Genomic DNA, 17,819 nt, shown 5'->3' with positions numbered 1-17,819 from the left:
CTCGGGGCGGCCGGCGCCCCGCCCGTGCCTGTCTGGCAGCGGGCGCGGCATCCGGCGTTCTGGGTATGCGCCCGCTTAGCTCGTGGAAGTCACGTGGGCCGTCGCGGGCGGGGACATGGGCGCGGCCGACCAGAAATGGTCGACCTCCGCCAGGAATTCGGCCTTCTGCACGGCAGGCAGGAAGGCCGCTTCAAAACTGTTGCGGGCCAGCCTGTGGGCGTCGGCGGCATCCAGCGGCAGCGCGTCGAACGTGGCTTCCCAGTTGGCGTTCATGTAGCCGCCAAAGTAGGCCGGATCGTCCGAGTGCAGCGTCACGGCCACGCCGGCATCGAGCAGCTGCTTGAGCGAGTGGTCGCGCAGGTCCGGATACACCTTCAGCTTCTGGTTCGACAGCGGGCACACGGTCAGCGCAATGCGTTCGCGCGCCAGCCGCGCCACCAGTGCGGCGTCGTCGATGGCGCGCACGCCATGGTCGATGCGCTCGACCTTGAGGATGTCCAGCGCGTCGGTCACGTACTGCGCCGGGCCTTCCTCGCCAGCGTGCGCCACCAGGTGCAGGCCCAGCGTCTTCGCCTTGGCAAACACGCGCGCGAACTTCTCGGGCGGGTTGCCGCGTTCGGACGAATCCAGGCCCACGCCGACAAAGCGGTCGCGGTAGGGCAGCGCGGCCTCCAGCGTGGCAAACGCGTCCTCCTCGGACAGGTGCCGCAGGAAGCACAGGATCAGGCTGCTGGAGAAGTCGTATTCGGTGCGGGCCTGCGCCAGCGCGTCGGAAATGCCGTCGATCACGGTGCCGATCGGCACGCCGCGCTCGGTATGGGTCTGAGGATCGAAGAAGATCTCGGCATGGCGCACGTTGTCGGCCACGGCGCGCTTGACGTAGTCCATCGTCATGTCGAAGAAATCTTCCTCGGTCAGCAGCACGCTGGCGCCGGCGTAATAGATGTCCAGGAACGATTGCAGGTCGGTGAACGCGTAGGCCGCGCGCAGCGCCTCCACGTCGGGGTAGGCCAGCTTGACGTTGTTGCGCTGGGCCAGCCGGAAGATCAGCTCGGGTTCGAGCGTGCCTTCGATATGCACGTGCAATTCGGCCTTGGGGGTACGGCGGATCTTGTCCGCCAGCGCGGCATCGATGGTCATGGGGCCTCTTTTCTATGCTGACAGCCGGATCGCGGCTGTGCTGTTACGGAAGCACCGCCTCCAGCCGGTTGGCACGCAGCGCGGCGATGCGCTGCTCGCGAACCTGCAACAGCTGGGCGACGATGGCAACCGCAATCATAGCCGGAGCCTTGTCGGTGATGCCCGCAACCCCCATCGGGCACGTCATCTCCGGCAGGCGTGCCGGGTCCACGCCATGCTCCACCATGCGGTGCTCGAACCTGGCGCGCTTGGTCTTGGACCCGATCAGCCCGAAATACGCAAAATCGGTGCGCCGGAAGATCCGCTCGCAGAGTTGCTGGTCCAGCGCGTGGCTGTGCGTCATGACGATGAAATACGAGCCGGGCGGCGCCTGGTCGACCACGGACTCGGGCGTATCGGTGGCCTCGGCCTCCACGCTGTCGGGCAGCCCGCCCGGGAACAGCGTGTCGCGTTCGTCCACCCAATGCACGCGGCAGGGCAGCGTCGACAGCACCTTGACCAGCGCATGGCCCACGTGCCCGGCGCCGAACAGGACGATGTGCATGTCGTCGGGCACCAGCGTGTCGGTCCACGTACCGTCCGCGTGCAGCACCGCCGTATGCAGCATCGCGCGACTGGCTTCGACCGCGACCGCGCCGGCCGGCGGCACCGTGCGTTGCAGCGCGCGACCGGCCCGGAAGGCGTCTTCGACGGCATCGAGCCACGCCAGGTCGGCTTCGCCCAATACCTCGAAGGCCAGCTTCACCACGCCGCCGCAGCACTGGCCCAGGGCCGGACCCAGCGGAATGCGCTCGATGCGGCGATGCGGATTGCCGCGCACATGGCGGTTGGCCAGCATCGCCCGCGCGATATCCATGCCGCGCCATTCCAGATGGCCGCCGCCGATGGTGCCCACCAGGTCGCTGCCCGTGACCAGCATGCGGATGCCGGGCTCGCGCGGCGCGGACCCCTTGACGTCGACGATGGTGACCATCGCCACGGGCACGCCGGCGCGCACCCAGCGGGCGGCGTCGGCGAAGCGGAACGGTTTGAGCGGGGCGTCCTGCATGGTGGTCTCTCTTGCTGTCTGGCGTGCCTGGCGTCAGGCGGGTACGGCTTCGGTGCGGGCGGCCCGTGTGGCCATCGTGGCCTGCACGGCTTCCACCGCATCGAGGATGGCTTCGCTGGTGGCGGGCGCGCGCAGCGGCGGGTTGACCTGGTAGTCACCCACGGCGGCAATCGCGTCGCGGATCGCGAAGAACACCGAGAACGGCAGCAGCAGGGGCGGCTCGCCCACGGCCTTCGACCGGTGGATGCTGTCCTCGACGTTGCTGTTCTGGAACAGCCGCACGTGGAAGTCTTCCGGGCAGTCGTTGATCGTCGGGATCTTGTACGTCGACGGTGCGTGCGTCATCAGCTTGCCGTTCTGGTTCCACCACAGTTCCTCGGTGGTCAGCCAGCCCATGCCCTGGATGAACGCGCCCTCCACCTGGCCGATGTCGATGGCCGGATTCAGCGACTTGCCCGCGTCGTGCAGCGCATCGGCGCGCAGCAGCTTCCATTCGCCGGTCAGCGTGTCGACGATCACCTCGGAGCACGCGGCACCGTAGGCGTAGTAGTAGAACGGCCGGCCGTGCAGCGCCTTCTGGTCCCAGTACAGCTTGGGCGTGGTGTAGAAGCCGTCCGACCACAGTTGCACGCGCGCCACGTAGGCCTCCCGCGCCAGGTCGCCAAACGGCAGGCGCAGTTCGCCGGCGATCACCAGATCGTCGTTGAAGCGCACCGCATCGGGCTCCACGCCGGCCTTGCGGGCGGCGAACGTGGCCAGGCGCTCGCGGATCTGGCGCGCGGCGTCCTGCGCGGCCTTGCCGTTCAGGTCGGCGCCCGTGGAGGCTGCCGTGGCGGACGTGTTGGCCACCTTGCTGGTATCGGTCGCCGTCACGCGCACGCGCTCCATGCGGATACCCAGCTCGTGTGCCACCACCATCGCCACCTTGGTGTTCAGGCCCTGGCCCATTTCGGTGCCGCCGTGGTTCACCAGCACCGACCCGTCGTTGTAGACGTGCACCAGCGCGCCGGCCTGGTTGTAGTGCGCGACGTTGAACGAGATGCCGAACTTCACCGGCGTGATGGCGATGCCCTTCTTCAGGACCGGGCTCTTAGCGTTGAACTCTCGCGTGGCCGCGCGACGGGCCTTGTACCCGGATGTGGCCACGAGTTCGTCGATCAGCTCGTGGATGACGTTGTCTTCCACGGTCTGGCCATACGGCGTGACATTGCGCTCGCCCTTGCCGTAGAAGTTGGCGCGGCGGACTTCGAGCGAATCCTTGCCCACGTTGCGCGCCACGTTGTCGAGGATGTACTCGATCGCGAACGCGCCCTGCGGGCCGCCAAAGCCGCGGAAGGCGGTATTGCTCTGCGTGTTGGTCTTGCCGCAGTAGCCGTCGATCTGCACGTTCGGCAGCCAGTAGGCGTTGTCGAAGTGGCAGATGGCGCGCGTCATCACCGGGCCGGAGAGGTCGGCCGAGAAGCCGGCGCGCGACACCATTTCCACGCGCACGCCCTCGATGCGGCCCTCGTCGTCATGGCCCACGTCGAAATCGAACGTGAAGTCGTGGCGCTTGCCGGTGATCATCATGTCGTCGTCGCGGTCCGGACGCAGCTTGACCGGGCACAGCAGCTTCCAGGCCGCCAGCGACGCGCAGCACGCGAACATGGCCGACTGCGATTCCTTGCCGCCGAAGCCGCCGCCCATGCGGCGGCATTCCACCAGCACCTGGTGCGCGTGCCAGCCCAGCATATGGGCCACGGCGTGCTGCATCTCGGTCGGATGCTGGGTCGAGCACCAGACGTGCATGCCGTCGTTTTCGCGCGGGGCGGCGTAGGCGATCTGGCCTTCCAGATAGAACTGTTCCTGGCCGCCGAGCTGGATCTTCGCGCTGTCACGGTGTCTGGCGGCGTCGAGATGCCGGGCCGGCTCGCCGCGGGTCAGGTGCATCGGCGGCAGCACGTAGCTGCCGGCTGCGTGCGCGGCCTCGGGCGTCAGCACCGGGGGCAGGTCTTCGTAGTCGATATCGGCCAGACGGGCGGCGCGGCGCGCGGCGTCGTGCGACGACGCCACCACCACGAAGATCGGCTGGCCGATGAACTGCACCACGTCCTTCGCCAGGATCGGATCGTCGTGAATGATCGGGCCGCAGTCGTTGACGCCGGGGATGTCGTCCACGGTCAGCACGGCCACCACGCCGGGCGCCTTGCGCACGCGGTCCAGGTTGACATTTTTCAGCCGTGCGTGGGCCTTGGTGCTCATGCCCAGGGCGGCGTGCAGCGTGCCGGCCAGTTCGGGGATGTCGTCGGTATAGGTGGCGGTGCCGGCCACGTGCAGGTGGGCCGATTCGTGCGGGCGCGAAATGCCCACCACCGGGGTGGATTCGGCGGCCACGCTGGCGTCGAGCAGGAAGGGTTCGGTTTGCTTGTTCATGCGGGCTCTCCTCAGGCGCTCACGGTTTCACCGGCGCCCATGGCGCGGACGTTGACCATGGCGGCGGGCAGCGCGCCATCGCGCGTTTCCAGCCAGAAGCGATAGAGCAGGTTGGCGGCGCCACGGCTGCGATAGGCGGCAGTGGCCCGCATATCGGTCAGCGGCGTGTAGTCCTGGCCCAGCGCGGCCATGCCGGCGCGGGCGGTGGTTTCATTCCACGGCTGGCCGGTCAGCGCGGCCTCGGCCAGCGCGGCGCGCTTGGGCGTGGCGGCCATGCCGCCGAAGGCGATGCACGCGGCCGTGACGATGCCGTTCTCGACCGTGATGCCGAAGGCGGCGCACACGGCGGAAATATCCTCGTCGAACCGCTTCGACAGCTTGTAGGTGCGGAAATGCTGCGGCCCCTTCACGGGCACGCGCAGCGCGGCCACGAATTCGCCTTCGGCCATGGCCGTCTTCTGGTAAGCCAGGTACAGGTCCTCCAGCGGCATCGTGCGGCGCACGTTGCCGTGCTGCAGCACCACTTCGGTGCCCAGTGCAATCAGCGCGGGCATCGAATCGCCGATGGGCGACCCGTTGGCAACGTTGCCACCCAGGGTGCCGGCATTGCGGATCGGCAGCGACGCAAAGCGTTTCCACAGCTCTTCAAGCTCGGGATGGGCGACGTTCAGCGCGGCGTAAGCCTTCTCCAGCGTCACGGCGGCGCCGATCTCGATAAAGCCATCGCGCTCGGTGACCGTGTTCAGGTCTTCCACCTGGCCGACGTAGAGCAGGTTGCCCAGCTCGCGGAACTGCTTGGTCACCCACAGGCCCACATCGGTGCTGCCGGCCAGGATGCGGATGTTCGGCTCGGCGGCCTTGATGGCGCCGAACTCGGCGGCGGTGCGCGGGGCGTAGAAATGCTGGCCGCCCGCGTTGTAATGGAACGTCTCGCCACGCTTCAGGTTGCGCAGGGTGTCGGCGATCTGCTTCGGATTCAGGCGGCTGGCCGTCGGGGCGGGCAGCGCCATCATGCGCTGGCCGGCATCGACGATCGGGCGGTAGCCGGTGCAGCGGCACAGATTGCCTGTCAGTGCATCGCAGATGTCCTGGCGCGCGGGCGGTTCGCCGCCGGGCGTGTGCTGCTGGTAGAGCGCCCACAGCGACATCACGAAGCCCGGCGTGCAGAAGCCGCATTGGGAGCCATGGCACTCGACCATCGCTTCCTGCACCGGGTGCAGGGCGCCGTCGGCCTGGCGCAGGTCCTCGACCGTGATCAGGGCCTTGCCATCGAGCGTGGGCAGGAACTGGATGCAGGCATTGACGGCCTTGAATTCGACGTCGCCGTCGGCCTTCAGGTCGCCGATCACCACGGTGCAGGCACCGCAGTCACCTTCGGCGCAGCCTTCCTTGGTGCCCGTGCAGCGTACGTCTTCACGCAGGTACTGCAGCACGGTACGGGTTACGGGGGCGTCGGATACTTCCTGGACCTGGCCGCGGTGGAAAAAGCGGATGGTTTGCGTCTCCATGGTCTTCTCTCTTTCGGGGATGGCTGCAAACATAGCATCAGGCCTTTTCCTGCAATATTTGGCCCATGTGATATGCCCCATCAAGGCGCGCGCCGGTGGGCGGCGCGTCCCCGCAATCGCTGCCCCGGGGCGGCATGGCGCCGATCTACGGGTCTACCCGTAGTGCATTGGGATGACTGACCGGATTTGACCGCATCCGGGGTGGCTGTCTTACACTATGCGCCGTTCCCTTCCCCCACGCCACCCGCGCCCGCCACAAGAGCGCGGTGGCATCTGCCATGCACGGACGCGACCATCTCGATACTTATTTGCTGCGGGTACTGCACACCCTGCTGACCGAGCAGAGCGTGACCCGCACCGCCGTCCGCCTGGGCCAGTCGCAGCCGGCCATCAGCAACACCCTCAAGCGGCTGCGCGAAATCACCGGAGACGCCATCCTGGTGCGCGGCAAGAGCGGCATGGTGCCAACCGAGCGTGGGCGCGAGCTGCTGCTGCTGGCCGAGCAGAGCCTGGCGGCGATGGATCGGATCGCCCGTCCGCCGCAGCAGTTCGATCCGGCCACCACCACGCGCACGTTCCACCTGGGCGCCCCCGACTACCTGGACGCGTTCTTCCTGCCCAATATCGTCGAGCGCGTGCGCCGGCTGGCCCCCGGCGCCAAGCTGTTCGTGCACCCGATGACGCAGTCCACGGATTTCCTGGATGCGCTGGAGCAGGGCCATCTGGACATCGTGGTCGGCAACTGGCTGTCGCCGCCCGAGCACCTGCACATCTCGCCCCTGTTCGACGACGAGGTGGTGTGCATGCTGGGCGCCCAGCACCCGCTGGCGCGCCATGGCCTGACGCTGCGCCACTACCTGGAAATGCCGCACCTGGCGCCCGCGCCATATGCGTCGATGCAGCGCAGCATGATCGACCAGGCGCTGGCCGAGCAGGGCTACAAGCGCAATATCCAGGTCACCCTGCCGTATTTCGGACTGGTGCCCTATGTTCTGATGAAGACCGACATGGTCTTCACCACGGGCCGGCAGTTTGCCGCCCACTACGCGCAGTACCTGCCCATCCGCATGGTGCCGTCGCCGGTAACGTTCCCGCGCATGCGCTTCTACCAGCTCTGGCACGAACGCTGCCATGCCGCCCCGGACGTGATGTGGCTGCGCCGCATGATCGCCGAGGTGGCCTCGGACCTGCCCCAGCTTCCCCGCCTGGAGTCCGCACCGGCCAGCTAAACCCTTGCGAAGTGCCTTGCGCTTTGCTTGGGAAGGCATGGTTCGTCCGGGTTTTATGCGGGAAGTATCACAATTGCCATCTCCACGATCGCCCGGGGAGCATGGCCGGAATCGTCGTGGAAACCATGGCCAACGCCGCTGAGCCGGCCGGCGTCCTCACGTCCCGGAAGGCGTTGCCGTGGGATGGCCCCGGACGGCAAGGAGGCCGCTGACTGCCGCTGGCGTTACACTCACCGGACGTTGAACGCGCGCTCGGTCGCGAGGAGCTTCCATGCTGGAAACCGCTGCGCTGGCTGCGGGCATGTCCTGGGCCAGCGGCCTGCGTCTGTACCTGGCCGTGCTGACGGCGGGCGTGCTGGCCCGCCTGGGCTGGCTTGACCTGCCATCGGGTCTGCAGGTGCTGTCGTCGTGGTGGGTGATCGGCGTGGCTGCGGCGATGACGGTGGCCGAGTTCGTGGCCGACAAGGTGCCCGGCTTCGACACCGTCTGGGACGGCATCCAGACCTTTATCCGCATTCCGGCCGGGGCGATCCTGGCCGCCGCCGCGTTCGGCCACATGGACCCGCAGTGGACCGTGGCGGCCGGCCTGATCGGCGGGACGCTGGCCGGCACCGCCCATGCCGCCAAGGCCGGCACGCGGGCGCTGATCAATGTGTCGCCCGAACCTTTTTCGAACTGGGTGGCCTCATTCACCGAGGATGTCGGCACGGTGGGCGGGCTGTTGCTGGCGTTCTTCCTGCCGGTCGTGTTCCTGATCCTGCTGGTGCTGTTCCTGGTGCTTGCCGCGTGGCTGGTGCCAAAGCTGTGGCGCGGCGCGCGACGGCTGCATGCCAGCCTGCGCGACAAGACACAGCCGGCGTCCCGGCCACCGGCGAAGCAGCCGCCCCATCGTCCCTGATTCCCTTTTCCCAACTGTCAGCCGAACATGTCGACTGCCTCCGATCCCGTTGTACCCCAAGCAAGGTTTTCCGCGTGGCGCCAGGCGCTGCGCATGGCGCGCCGCGACTGGCTTGCCGGCGAGCTGACGCTGCTGCTGTTCGCGCTGGTGCTGGCCGTGGCCGCGCTGACCAGCGTGGGCTTTCTGGCAGACCGCATGCGCCTGGGCCTGGAGCGCGACGCGCGGCAGATGATTGCCGCCGACGTGCTGCTGATCTCCGACCAGCCGTTCGACGCCGCCTTCAGCGACCGCGCCCGGCGCGACGGCCTGCAGGTGGCGCAGACGGTGACGTTTCCGAGCATGGCCACGGCGCGTGCCAGTGGCGCGCCCGCGCAGGGTGAGGCGGCGAGCCAGCTTGGCGCGCTGAAGGCCGTGACCGACGGCTATCCGCTGCGCGGCCGGCTCAAGGTCACACAGACGCCCGGCGGACCGGAATCGAATGCCGAGGGTATTCCGGTACCCGGCACGGTGTGGGTGGACGAGGCACTGCTGATCGCCCTGAACCTGCGGGTCGGCGACGGGCTGCAGCTTGGCAGCAAGACGTTCCGCATCGACCGGATCATCACCCAGGAACTGGATCGCGGCGCCGGCTTCATGAACTTCGCGCCGCGCGTGCTGCTGCCGATGTCGGATCTGGATGCCACGAAGCTGATCGGCTGGGGCAGCCGCGTGACCTACCGACTGCTGGTGGCGGGCCCCGATGCCGCCGCCGACGCCTATCGCAAATGGGCCACGGCCGAGATCGAACGGCGCCACCTGCGCAATACGCGCGTGGAATCGCTGGAGTCGGGGCAGCCGCAGATGCGTGCGACGCTGGATCGCGCCGAGCGGTTCCTGTCGCTGGTGGCGGTGCTGTCGTCGATGATCGCGGCGGTGGCCATCGCGATGTCTGCGCGCCGCTACATGCAGCGCCACACCGATGCGTGCGCGGTCTACAAGTGCCTGGGACTGTCGCGCGGCCAGATCCTGGCGGCATTCGGCATCGAATTCCTGTTGCTGGGCCTGGGCGGCGCGCTCGTGGGTGTGGCGCTGGGCTACGCGGCGCACTACGGGCTGCTGATGTCGCTGGGCGGCCTGCTGCAGGTGTCGCTGCCGCATCCGTCGTGGGTGCCGGCACTGGTTGGCGTGGCGGCCGGACTGGTGCTGCTGACGGGGTTTGCGCTGCCGCCGCTGCTGGCGCTGACGCGCATCGCGCCGCTGCGCGTGTTGCGGCGCGACGTGGGCGTACCGCCGATTTCCGCCTGGGTGGCCTATGCATTGGGCCTGGGTGCGTTCGTGGCGCTGCTGATGGTCGCGGCCCGCGACCTCAAGCTGGGACTGACCACGGCGGGCGGATTCGCTGGCGCCGGCGTGGTGTTTGCGTTGCTGGCCCTGGGGCTGCTGATGGCGCTGTCGCGGACCATGCGCGGACGCGCCAGCGGGAGCGTGGGCTGGCGCTTTGCGCTGGCAGTGCTGGAGCGGCGCCGCGGCGTCACCGTGTTGCAGACCGTGGCGCTGGCGGTGGGGCTGATGGCCTTGCTGCTGCTGGGCATGACGCGCAACGACCTGGTCGATTCCTGGCGCAACGCCACGCCGGCCGACGCGCCGAACCGCTTCATCATCAATATCCAGCCCGATCAGCGCGAGCCGCTGCGCGCCATGCTGGCGAAGAGCGGGGTCGATGACCTGCTGTTCCCGATGGTACGCGGACGCCTGATCCAGATCGGCGACCGGCCGGTGCAGGCCAGCAGCTACCCCGACGGCCGCGCGCGCAACCTGGTTGAGCGCGAGTTCAACCTGTCGTACATGGACAAGATGCCCGACGGCAACGAGGTGGTGGCTGGCCGGTGGGAAGGCGGCGCGTCGGTGGAGGAGGGCATCGCCAAGACGCTGCATATCCGGCTGGGCGATACGCTGCGCTTCGACGTGGCGGGCCAGATCGTCGAAGCGCCGGTGACATCGCTGCGCAAGCTCGAATGGGGCTCGATGCGCGTCAATTTCTTCGTGATCCTGCCGGTGGCGAAGATGCAGGGGCTGCCCGAGACGTACATCACATCGTTCTACCTGCCGCCGGCCAAGGCGGCGCTGGGCAACCAGCTGACCGCCGCATTCCCGAACATCACCGTGGTTAACACCGACCTGATCCTGCGGCAGATCCAGAACGTGCTGGACCAGGTGATCGCGGCCGTGGAGTTCCTGTTCGTCTTCACGCTGCTGGCCGGCGTGACAGTGCTCTATGCCGCACTGTCCGGGGCGCGCGACGAGCGCAAGCGCGATGCCGGCCTGCTCAAGGCGCTGGGCGCGCCGGCGTCTCTGGTGCGGCAGACCCAGTATGCGGAATTCCTCGTGGTGGGCGGGCTGGCGGGGTTCCTGGCCAGCCTGGGCGCGATCGGCGTGGGCTGGGGGCTGTCGCAGTTCGTGTTCGACTTCCCGTATCGCTTCAACGCGTGGATTGTGCCGGTCGGCGTGGTTTCTGGCATGCTGTGCGCTTTTGCCGGCGGCTGGCTCGGCCTGCGCGAGGTGCTGCGGCAGCCGGCGCTGGCGACGCTGCGCGATGTGAACTGATTGGCCATGATTACCGAACCTGCAGAACCCGAAGACAACCGCGAAGACATCACCGCCTACGAACTGATTGGCGGGGAAGGGCGCGTGCGCGAGCTGGTCGACCGCTTCTACGACCTGATGGACCTGGAAGCCGAGTTCGCCGGGCTGCGCGCGCTGCACCCGCCCACCCTGGACGGCTCGCGCGACAAGCTGTTCTGGTTCCTGTGCGGCTGGCTGGGCGGCCCGAACTACTTTATCGAGCGATTCGGGCATCCGCGCCTGCGGGCGCGCCATCTGCCGTTCGAAATCGGCACCAGCGAGCGCGACCAGTGGATGCGCTGCATGGCGCTGGCCATGCAGGACGTGGGGCTGCCGGAGTCGCTGCAGATGCGCCTGATGCAGGCGCTGTTCCAGACCGCCGACTGGATGCGCAATGTCCAGCGGTAAGCCGTTGCCGGCGGCGGCGCTGGCCGTGCTCGCGTTCTGGTTCGGCACGCCAGGATCGCCCGAATGGGATGTGGCGCGGCGCGAGTGGTTCGCGAAGTCGGATGATTTCGATGCCCGGATCCGCGAGCAGTTCCTGCCGGTCTGGCAGGCCGCGCACGACGGCGCCGAGGATGACTGGTCCGTGACGCCCGAGGGTGCCTGCGCGCGCATCGTGCTGCTGGACCAGTTCCCCCGCAACATGTTCCGTGGCGACGCACGCAGCTTTGCCACCGATGCGGGGGCGCTGGCCGTGGCGCGGCGCATGCTGGCCAACGGCTGGGACCGGCAACTGCCGACGGCCTGGCATCGCGTGTTCTGCTATCTGCCGTTCGAGCATGCCGAGTCGCTGGCCGACCAGGATATCTCCGTGCGCGAAACCACGGCGCTGCGCCAGGACACGGCAGGCCGGGTCGATGTCGTGGAATGGGCCATCAAGCATCACGAGATCATCGCCCGCTTTGGCCGCTTCCCGCACCGGAATGCGGTGCTGGGCCGCGACAGCAGCGCCGACGAACTGGCCTTCCTGAAACAGCCCGGATCGCGCTTCTAGGCACTTCGTGTGCCTGAAGCGCCGCTCGGGGCGGGGGTGCCCGCCCCGGTGTGCTTATAATCCCAATCCTGCCGATCAGTCTTTCCGATACCCATGGAAGCCAAACCGCAAGCCGGTCCGCGCCGTACCCGAGACCGCATCCTCGACGTGTCGCTGCGCCTGTTCAATGAACTTGGCGAGCCCAACGTCACCACCACGACGATTGCGGAAGCCATGGAAATCAGCCCTGGCAACCTGTACTACCACTTCCGCAACAAGGACGACATCATCAATTCGATCTTCGTGCGCTTCGAGCAGGAGATGGAGCGCCGCCTGAAGATGCCGGAAGACCACAAGGCCACGCTGGGCGAGAGCTGGGGCTACCTGCAGTACATGTCCGAGTTCCTGTGGAACTACCGTTTCCTGTATCGCGACATCAACGACCTGCTGGCGCGCAACCGGATGCTGGAGACCAACTTCAAGCGCATCGTCGACCAGAAGAAGCGGTTCGCGCTGGAAATCTGCCGCCAGTTCCAGGAAGACGGCGACATGGAAGCCACGCCCGAGCAGGTCGATGCGGTGTGTACCAATATTGTTGTAATTGCCACGTACTGGTTGTCGTTCCAGTTCGTGCAGCATCCGCGCCAGTACAACGATCCCGAGCAGATCCGCGGCTACCTGCATGGGTCGAGCTATCACATCTTCTCGATCCTTGCGCCGTACCTGCGCGGCAAGGCCCGCGAGGCGTTCGACCAGCTGGCGCGCGAGTACGCCGCTGAAAAGGCGGCTGCCGAAGCGGCCAAGGCCGAAAAGGACAAAAAGTGAAATCGGTTTGCGTGTATTGCGGTTCGAGTCCCGGCTTCCGGCCGGAATACGCCGAAGCGGCCAAGGCACTGGGCCGGACCATGGCCGAACAGGGCCTGGCGCTGGTCTATGGCGGCGGCAAGGTGGGACTGATGGGCATCGTGGCCGATAGCGTGCTGGCGCACGGCGGTACGGCTATCGGCGTGATCCCCGACGCGCTGATGCAGAAGGAAGTGGGCCATCGCGGCCTGACCGAGCTGCACGTGGTGCGCAACATGCACGAACGCAAGCAGATGATGGCTGACCGGTCCGACGCCTTCATCGCCATGCCCGGCGGTGTGGGCACGTTCGAGGAACTGTTCGAGACATTCACGTGGGCGCAGCTGGGCTATCACGACAAGCCGGTGGGCCTGCTGAACGTGGCCGGCTTCTACGACGGCATGCTGGCGTTCCTGAATCACGCCGTGGGCGAGGGATTCCTGAAGCAGGTACACGCCGACATGCTGCACGTATCGACGTCGCCGCAGGACCTGCTCGGCCAGCTGGCCGCCGCGCCGCGCGTGCGCGTGGACAAGTGGCAGGAGGGGCGCGAGAAGACGTAAGCCTGACAGAGCGCCGCGATGAAAAACGCCGCCAGGGATGGCGGCGTTCTGCATTCTGGCGAAACGACTAGCCGAAACGCGGCGAGTCGAACTGGCGGGCCGAAGTGGCTGGCCAAAAGTGGCTGGCCAAAAGTGGCTGGCCGAAGGGGCGAGTTCAGGGGCTTAGCTCATCAGCATCCCGGTCCATCGCACCACATGCGGGCCGCCGATCGCTAACCATGTGCCGCCGCAGAGAATCAGCGCCAGCATCACCGCCGCACTGCCGAAATCCTTGGCGCGCTTGGACAGGCTGTGGCGTTCCAGCGAGATCCGGTCGATGGCCGCTTCCACGCTCGAATTGAGCAGTTCCACGATCAGCACCAGCAGCAGCGTGCCCAGCAGCATCACGCGTTCGACCACGGACACCGGCAGGATGAACGCACACGGCGTCAGGATGACCACCAGCGTTAGTTCCTGGCGAAACGCGCTTTCTTCCAGCACGGCATAGCGCAGGCCCGACAGCGAGTTGATCGCCGCGTGCCAGGCGCGCGTCAGGCCGCGATTGCCCTTGTGCGGATTGTTGGCGATCGAGTATTCGGTTTCCACTTCAGCCGCCACCCGGGTGGCGGTCGGCCGGTGCAGCGACGGATCGGGCGGTAGCGTGGGTTGGGGCTTGGCCATGATCGGGTGCGACGGAAGATTCCGGATGATCGGTTCGGCCCGCCGCGCTGGGCAGCGGACGCAGATGCGCAAGGAACTGTTCGGATGCCGCGCGCCACGAGAATTTCTCCGCATGGGCACGGGCGGTGGCGCGGTCGATGCGCAGCGCCTCCAGGCAGGCCTCCCGCAAGTCTTCGTGCATCACGCCGGCCGGGCTGTCGCCAAGCACGTCGATCGGACCCGTCACCGGGTACGCCGCCACGGGCAGCCCACTGGCCAGTGCTTCCAGCAGGACCAGCCCGAAGGTATCGGTCTTGCTGGGAAACACGAAGACGTCTGCCGAAGCATACACCTTCGCCAGTTCCGGCTGCTTCAGCACCCCGAGGTAGTTGGCCGTTGGATAGCGCGCCTTCAGCGTGGCCAGCGCCGGGCCATCGCCCACCACCCACCTGGAGCCGGGCAGGTCGAGCTGCAGGAACGCTTCGACGTTCTTTTCGACGGCCACGCGGCCCACGTACAGGAAGATCGGATGGGCGGTGTTTAAAACGTTCGCTCGCTGCGCCGTGAAGACGTCCAGGTCCACGCCCCGCGTCCACAGCACGCCATGCGTGATGCCGTAGTCGTGCAGGTCCTTCAGCACCACCGGGGTGGGAGCCATGACGGCACGCGCCGGGCCGTGGAACCAGCGCAGGAAGCGATAGGTCCAGGCCAGCGGCACGCCGAAGCGCGCCTGCACGTATTCGGGGAACCGCGTGTGATAGGCGGTGGTGAATGGCAGCTTGTGCTTCCGGGCATAGGCGCGTGCGGCCAGCCCCAGCGGGCCTTCGGTCGCGATATGCAGGGCGTCCGGCCGGAACGTGTCGATGCGGCGGCGCACCTTGGCGGCGGGCAGGATCGACAGGCGGATCTCCGGATAGGTCGGGCACGGCACCGTGCGGAATTCCAGCGGGGTGAGCAGATCTACCGTGTGGCCCATGGCTTCGAGTTCGCGGCGGGTCGACTTCAGCGTGCGAACCACGCCGTTGACCTGCGGTTCCCATGCGTCGGTGACAATCATGACTCTCATTGAGGCTCCTTGGGGCGGCAGCGCCGTGGTGTTGTGGGGATGGCGGGTCCGCGCCGGGCGGGCCGGCGCGGGGCGCAGCGGATGGGCGGTGGCCCGGCCCTTGTCAGGCCGCGATCTCGGCGGTGCGGCGGCGCCGGCGGGTGGCTGGCATCGGCGGATCGACCAGCGTGGTCCAGTAGACGATCTTCAACTCGCCTTCCATGGTTTCCACCAGCGCCGAAAGGCTCTCCACCCAGTCGCCGTCGTTGCAGTAGAGCTGCCCGTCCACCTCGCGGATCTCGGCCTTGTGGATGTGGCCGCAGACCACGCCATCGCAGCCACGGCGACGCGCCTCGTCCACCATCGCGTGTTCGAACGAATTGATGTAGCTCACCGCGTTCTTGACCTGGTGCTTCAGGTATTGGGACAGCGACCAGTAGTCGAATCCGAGCCGGGCGCGTACGCGGTTGAAGTGGCGGTTCAGCGCCAGGATCATCGTGTAGAGCGAATCGCCAAGGTAGGCCAGCCATCTGGCATGCTGCACCACCCCGTCGAACAGGTCGCCATGCACGACCCACAGGCGCTTGCCCGTGGCGGTGACGTGCACGGCGTCTTCGCGCACGCTGACGTCGCCGAAGGCCAGGCCGTCGAACTGGCGGGCGCCTTCGTCGTGGTTGCCGGGGATGTAGATCACCTCGGTGCCCTTGCGCGCCTTGCGCAGCAGCTTCTGCACCACGTCGTTGTGGCTCTGCGGCCAGTACCAGCCACGGCGCAACTGCCAGCCGTCGATGATGTCGCCAACCAGGTAGAGCACGTCGGAATCGTTGTGCTTGAGGAAGTCGAGCAGGTAGGTGGCCTGGCAGCCCGGCGTGCCCAGGTGGATATCGGACAGCCAGATGGCGCGGTAGCGGTGCGCCGAAGGTTCGGCAGTGGCCGCGGGGCGGTGGCCGGCGTCGACGGGGTCGTGCGGGGGCGTGGCGCGGGCAGGGGACAGATCGGCTTGCGGTGGCATGAACGCCGCGAAGGCGGCAGACATCGAGAGCGTTGTGTCAGGCTTGCCGCGCAGGCGCTGCGCAACCCTCGACAAACTCACGCGTGCAGATCGGATGGCTTGAACCATGGTGGCCCCGGTATCGGCGATGGCTGCATTGAGCCAGTGCCGCATGACGGCGCCGTGACGGAAACATGAATGTCACATGAAGCTTGCCGGCCGCGGCGGGCCGCGATGGCTAGTGGGGCGCGACGATGGCGGGGGTGACAGGGTGCCGCTGGAGCATGGCCAGCGCCGTGAGCGTGGCCTGCACGGCACGGGGGTCCCGCAGCAGCGACACATGGCCGATGCCGTCGAGCGCCAGATGCTGGGCGCCGTCGAGCCACGACGTGCCCGGCGGGCCTGCGATCGAGTCATGCCAGCTGAAGACCGATACGATGCGCGCGCGCATCGGCGCGGTCTCGGCGGCGGCCAGCGCGGCCAGCCACGGGCTCTGCCACCGCATCTGCCATGCATTACGTCCACTGCCGAACCGCGCCAGCGCGCAGCCCTGGTGGGGGCTGCCCAGCGTGACAATGCCCGCGCAGGGCGTATCGCCACCCGCCTGCGCAGCCAGCGCCTGCGCGGCGCGCGCGGCCAGTCCGCCCATGCTGTGGCACACAAGTAGCGGTGCCTGACCCGTACGCGCCTGCATCTCGCGCATGCGCGCCAGCAGTTGCGGGGCGTAGTCGTCGATGTCGCCAAGCACCGGCGTCAGGTCGATGGCTTCGCAGCGGTAGCCGGCGGCGGCCAAGGCCGGCGCCATGTCGAGCCAGACCGCGTGGTTGCAGCCGTAGCCGTGTACCAGCAGTACGTGAGGGGCTTCGGGCAGGGGATGTGTGGGCTGGGCAAGGCAGAGCCGTGACCGGAACGGCTGCAGCCAGTTGAACATCCGGAAGACGGCGCGGCATTCGGCCAGGAAGCAGTGCAGTGCTGCGCCGGCGTCAAGACGTTGCCGTGCAGGCGCTTGGTCGGGAAGCGGCGGCCGGTTCCGGCGCGGGATACCAAGGCCGCCAAGCGTGGCACCGAATGCCATGGCGACGCTGGCGCCGAAGGCGAGCAGCACGATGGCCAGGGCTGCGGCCAGTGCCGGCATCCATGCCCAGCCGTGGCCCAGTGCCAGCCAGGCTGCCAATCCGCCCACCGCCGTCGTCTGTACCAGCACGGCGACGCGACGCAGGGCGGCAGCCGTCAGGCTCATGGCTGCAGCGGACGCAGGTCGGTCAGGCGGGTGCCGGCCAGGCGGTCATGCAGGAACTGGCGGCGCGGATCGAGCCAGGCCAGCGACATCCAGATCAGCAGCCCGGCGGTCAACACGCCGATAAACGGCCACAGCGTGAGGCCCATCGCATGCCCCACGGCTGCCGCGGGCGGCAGCCACAGCCAGGCCAGCACGTAGCGTAGCAGCGCCTTGCGCCAGCCCGGCGGCTGGCCGGCGGTCGTCTCCAGGCGGATGCGCCAGGTCTGCATCGCCAGCGTCTGGCCGTTACGCTGCCAGAACCACGAGAAATAGACGCCAAGCACGATGAACATCCATACCTGATCCACGTACACGTGGTTGAGCCCAAGCTGCTGCAGGAGCGGACGGGCCAGGACCGAGAGGGCGCTGGCGAGCATCAGCACGCCAAACAACAGCACGCCTTCGTAGAGCATGCAAAGCAGGCGACGGCCCAGCGTAGGTGCGCGCGGCGGCGTGACGGGAGTCTGGGCGGAGGCGGCTGGCGTAGCGGCAGGCATGGCGCGTGGTGGATCGGGGGAAGCGGCCATTATGCCAAACGGCGCACAGGTGGCCATTGCCGATTATCCGGGGCAGCGGGGTCGCGACGGATTGCGCTGGCGGTTCCAGCGCGACCCGCTTGCGTGACGGGAAATTCGTGGCGGGCGAAG

At 67.7% G+C, this 17,819-nt stretch carries 16 protein-coding genes; 7 read left to right on the top strand and 9 right to left on the bottom strand.

Annotated features, from left to right (window positions below; genetic code table 11):
• Positions 1-75 precede the first annotated feature (75 nt).
• Genes BLQ58_RS03480 through xdhA form a run of 4 tightly spaced genes read right to left on the bottom strand, consistent with a single transcriptional unit; the run spans position 76 to position 6,108 of the window.
• The gene (locus BLQ58_RS03480) at positions 76-1,140 is read right to left on the bottom strand and encodes an adenosine deaminase (RefSeq protein WP_029051002.1); all 1,065 of its coding nucleotides are present in this window, start codon (positions 1,138-1,140) and stop codon (positions 76-78) included.
• Between the two features lie 43 nt (positions 1,141-1,183).
• Positions 1,184-2,188: a xanthine dehydrogenase accessory protein XdhC gene (gene xdhC, locus BLQ58_RS03475; protein ID WP_029051001.1), complete on the bottom strand. Its 1,005-nt coding sequence runs from the start codon at positions 2,186-2,188 to the stop codon at positions 1,184-1,186.
• Between the two features lie 33 nt (positions 2,189-2,221).
• Positions 2,222-4,600 (bottom strand): xanthine dehydrogenase molybdopterin binding subunit, encoded by a 2,379-nt coding sequence (xdhB, locus tag BLQ58_RS03470; RefSeq protein ID WP_029051000.1) that lies wholly within the window; start codon positions 4,598-4,600, stop codon positions 2,222-2,224.
• An 11-nt stretch (positions 4,601-4,611) separates the two neighbouring features.
• Positions 4,612-6,108 (bottom strand): xanthine dehydrogenase small subunit, encoded by a 1,497-nt coding sequence (gene xdhA / locus BLQ58_RS03465; RefSeq protein WP_029050999.1) that lies wholly within the window; start codon positions 6,106-6,108, stop codon positions 4,612-4,614.
• Between the two features lie 278 nt (positions 6,109-6,386).
• Between xdhA and BLQ58_RS03460 the strand changes: the two genes are divergently transcribed.
• From BLQ58_RS03460 to BLQ58_RS03430, 7 genes are all read left to right on the top strand, one after another.
• Positions 6,387-7,337: a LysR substrate-binding domain-containing protein gene (locus BLQ58_RS03460; RefSeq protein ID WP_029050998.1), complete on the top strand. Its 951-nt coding sequence runs from the start codon at positions 6,387-6,389 to the stop codon at positions 7,335-7,337.
• A 271-nt stretch (positions 7,338-7,608) separates the two neighbouring features.
• Complete coding sequence (locus BLQ58_RS03455; RefSeq protein ID WP_029050997.1) at positions 7,609-8,235, top strand: DUF4126 domain-containing protein; 627 nt, start codon at positions 7,609-7,611, stop codon at positions 8,233-8,235.
• Between the two features lie 93 nt (positions 8,236-8,328).
• Complete coding sequence (locus tag BLQ58_RS03450; RefSeq protein WP_175459844.1) at positions 8,329-10,818, top strand: ABC transporter permease; 2,490 nt, start codon at positions 8,329-8,331, stop codon at positions 10,816-10,818.
• 6 nt (positions 10,819-10,824) lie between these two features.
• The gene (locus BLQ58_RS03445; protein WP_049815859.1) at positions 10,825-11,244 is read left to right on the top strand and encodes a group II truncated hemoglobin; all 420 of its coding nucleotides are present in this window, start codon (positions 10,825-10,827) and stop codon (positions 11,242-11,244) included.
• A complete protein-coding gene (locus tag BLQ58_RS03440) occupies positions 11,231-11,833 on the top strand; it encodes a DUF924 family protein (RefSeq protein WP_049815858.1) in 603 nt (200 codons plus the stop codon). The genes BLQ58_RS03445 and BLQ58_RS03440 overlap by 14 nt, the downstream gene beginning before the upstream one ends.
• A gap of 93 nt (positions 11,834-11,926) precedes the next feature.
• A complete protein-coding gene (locus tag BLQ58_RS03435; protein WP_029050993.1) occupies positions 11,927-12,637 on the top strand; it encodes a TetR/AcrR family transcriptional regulator in 711 nt (236 codons plus the stop codon).
• Positions 12,634-13,218: an LOG family protein gene (locus tag BLQ58_RS03430; protein ID WP_029050992.1), complete on the top strand. Its 585-nt coding sequence runs from the start codon at positions 12,634-12,636 to the stop codon at positions 13,216-13,218. The genes BLQ58_RS03435 and BLQ58_RS03430 overlap by 4 nt, the downstream gene beginning before the upstream one ends.
• 162 nt (positions 13,219-13,380) lie before the next feature.
• Here the strand turns inward: BLQ58_RS03430 and BLQ58_RS03425 are convergent, their stop codons facing one another.
• The 5 genes from BLQ58_RS03425 to BLQ58_RS03405 form a co-directional block, all read right to left on the bottom strand.
• Positions 13,381-13,878, bottom strand: coding sequence for a diacylglycerol kinase (locus tag BLQ58_RS03425; RefSeq protein ID WP_092594661.1), 498 nt, complete (start codon positions 13,876-13,878; stop codon positions 13,381-13,383).
• Complete coding sequence (locus tag BLQ58_RS03420) at positions 13,805-14,923, bottom strand: glycosyltransferase family 4 protein (RefSeq protein WP_029050991.1); 1,119 nt, start codon at positions 14,921-14,923, stop codon at positions 13,805-13,807. The genes BLQ58_RS03425 and BLQ58_RS03420 overlap by 74 nt, the downstream gene beginning before the upstream one ends.
• Positions 14,924-15,026: 103 nt before the next feature.
• Entirely contained in the window at positions 15,027-16,022 is a 996-nt protein-coding gene (locus BLQ58_RS03415; RefSeq protein ID WP_029050990.1) for a UDP-2,3-diacylglucosamine diphosphatase, read from the bottom strand.
• Positions 16,023-16,131: 109 nt separating this feature from the next.
• A complete protein-coding gene (locus tag BLQ58_RS03410; protein ID WP_029050989.1) occupies positions 16,132-17,133 on the bottom strand; it encodes an esterase/lipase family protein in 1,002 nt (333 codons plus the stop codon).
• A complete protein-coding gene (locus BLQ58_RS03405; protein ID WP_029050988.1) occupies positions 17,130-17,669 on the bottom strand; it encodes an RDD family protein in 540 nt (179 codons plus the stop codon). Before BLQ58_RS03405 ends, BLQ58_RS03410 begins: the two co-directional genes overlap by 4 nt.
• Between the last annotated feature and the right edge of the window lie 150 nt (positions 17,670-17,819).

This window comes from Ralstonia sp. 25mfcol4.1 (assembly GCF_900104095.1).
Lineage (GTDB): Bacteria > Pseudomonadota > Gammaproteobacteria > Burkholderiales > Burkholderiaceae > Cupriavidus.
Note: the sequence above shows the minus strand (reverse complement) of the source record. Positions and strands in the feature narration are given on the sequence as shown.

Bases quoted from the DNA above. Each gene is read 5' to 3' on its own strand.
- BLQ58_RS03405 (WP_029050988.1), bottom strand. From the start codon at position 17,669: ATGCCTGCCGCTACGCCAGCCGCCTCCGCCCAGACTCCCGTCACGCCG.
- BLQ58_RS03480 (WP_029051002.1), bottom strand. From the start codon at position 1,140: ATGACCATCGATGCCGCGCTGGCGGACAAGATCCGCCGTACCCCCAAG.
- BLQ58_RS03415 (WP_029050990.1), bottom strand. From the start codon at position 16,022: ATGGTTCAAGCCATCCGATCTGCACGCGTGAGTTTGTCGAGGGTTGCG.
- BLQ58_RS03445 (WP_049815859.1), top strand. From the start codon at position 10,825: ATGATTACCGAACCTGCAGAACCCGAAGACAACCGCGAAGACATCACC.
- xdhC (WP_029051001.1), bottom strand. From the start codon at position 2,188: ATGCAGGACGCCCCGCTCAAACCGTTCCGCTTCGCCGACGCCGCCCGC.
- BLQ58_RS03435 (WP_029050993.1), top strand. From the start codon at position 11,927: ATGGAAGCCAAACCGCAAGCCGGTCCGCGCCGTACCCGAGACCGCATC.
- BLQ58_RS03425 (WP_092594661.1), bottom strand. From the start codon at position 13,878: ATGGCCAAGCCCCAACCCACGCTACCGCCCGATCCGTCGCTGCACCGG.
- BLQ58_RS03410 (WP_029050989.1), bottom strand. From the start codon at position 17,133: ATGAGCCTGACGGCTGCCGCCCTGCGTCGCGTCGCCGTGCTGGTACAG.
- BLQ58_RS03455 (WP_029050997.1), top strand. From the start codon at position 7,609: ATGCTGGAAACCGCTGCGCTGGCTGCGGGCATGTCCTGGGCCAGCGGC.
- xdhA (WP_029050999.1), bottom strand. From the start codon at position 6,108: ATGGAGACGCAAACCATCCGCTTTTTCCACCGCGGCCAGGTCCAGGAA.
- BLQ58_RS03450 (WP_175459844.1), top strand. From the start codon at position 8,329: ATGGCGCGCCGCGACTGGCTTGCCGGCGAGCTGACGCTGCTGCTGTTC.
- BLQ58_RS03440 (WP_049815858.1), top strand. From the start codon at position 11,231: ATGTCCAGCGGTAAGCCGTTGCCGGCGGCGGCGCTGGCCGTGCTCGCG.
- xdhB (WP_029051000.1), bottom strand. From the start codon at position 4,600: ATGAACAAGCAAACCGAACCCTTCCTGCTCGACGCCAGCGTGGCCGCC.
- BLQ58_RS03460 (WP_029050998.1), top strand. From the start codon at position 6,387: ATGCACGGACGCGACCATCTCGATACTTATTTGCTGCGGGTACTGCAC.
- BLQ58_RS03420 (WP_029050991.1), bottom strand. From the start codon at position 14,923: ATGAGAGTCATGATTGTCACCGACGCATGGGAACCGCAGGTCAACGGC.